The sequence below is a fragment of the Bradyrhizobium sp. 14AA genome (genome assembly GCF_054185205.1).
In genome coordinates this window covers 1-520 of sequence record NZ_JAVAYM010000098.1, presented here as the reverse complement: position 1 = coordinate 520, position 520 = coordinate 1, and the positions used below count along the sequence as shown (strand labels likewise).

At 51.9% G+C, this 520-nt stretch carries 1 protein-coding gene; it reads right to left on the bottom strand.

Annotation, left to right across the window (positions count from 1 at the left end; genetic code table 11):
* Positions 1-382 (bottom strand): hypothetical protein (locus RAD15_RS43490; protein WP_458184810.1); only part of this gene is annotated, 382 nt, incomplete at its 3' end.
* Positions 383-520 lie beyond the last annotated feature (138 nt).

Sequence of the window (520 nt, the reverse complement as noted above, 5' to 3'; positions counted from 1 at the left end):
CTTCGACATTAATCGCCACTTCGGCGGCACCAAAACTGGCGCCGAAAACGGCTAATCCAAGGGCAAAAATCAGCGGCGAGGCGCACCACAGCGCGACGCTAAGAATAACCATCCCGGTTACTGCGCAGGTCATCGTCGTGCGAATAACCTTCCGGGTGCCAAATCGTTTCACCAGCCAGGCGGAACAAAGAATACCGCTCATTGAACCGATAGAAAGCCCGAATAAGACCGCCCCCATTTCCGCGGTAGAGACGGAAAGAATATCCCGAATAGCAGGCGGTCGGGTTGCCCAGGAGGCCATCAGCAGTCCGGGTAAAAAGAAGAACATAAACAGCGCCCAGGTACGGCGTTTTAAGGCGTTACGTGAGGAGAGGACGGTCATAGCGTCAGGCCAGAAAATAGAAGCGAGAGGTAAACATTAGCAAGCTTGTGTACATTTGTACATATCGTCGTCATACTTCGTTGTGCAGACAGTTTTTACTGTCTGTTTTTTCAGCGTAAGCGGAAGGCTACTATCGCC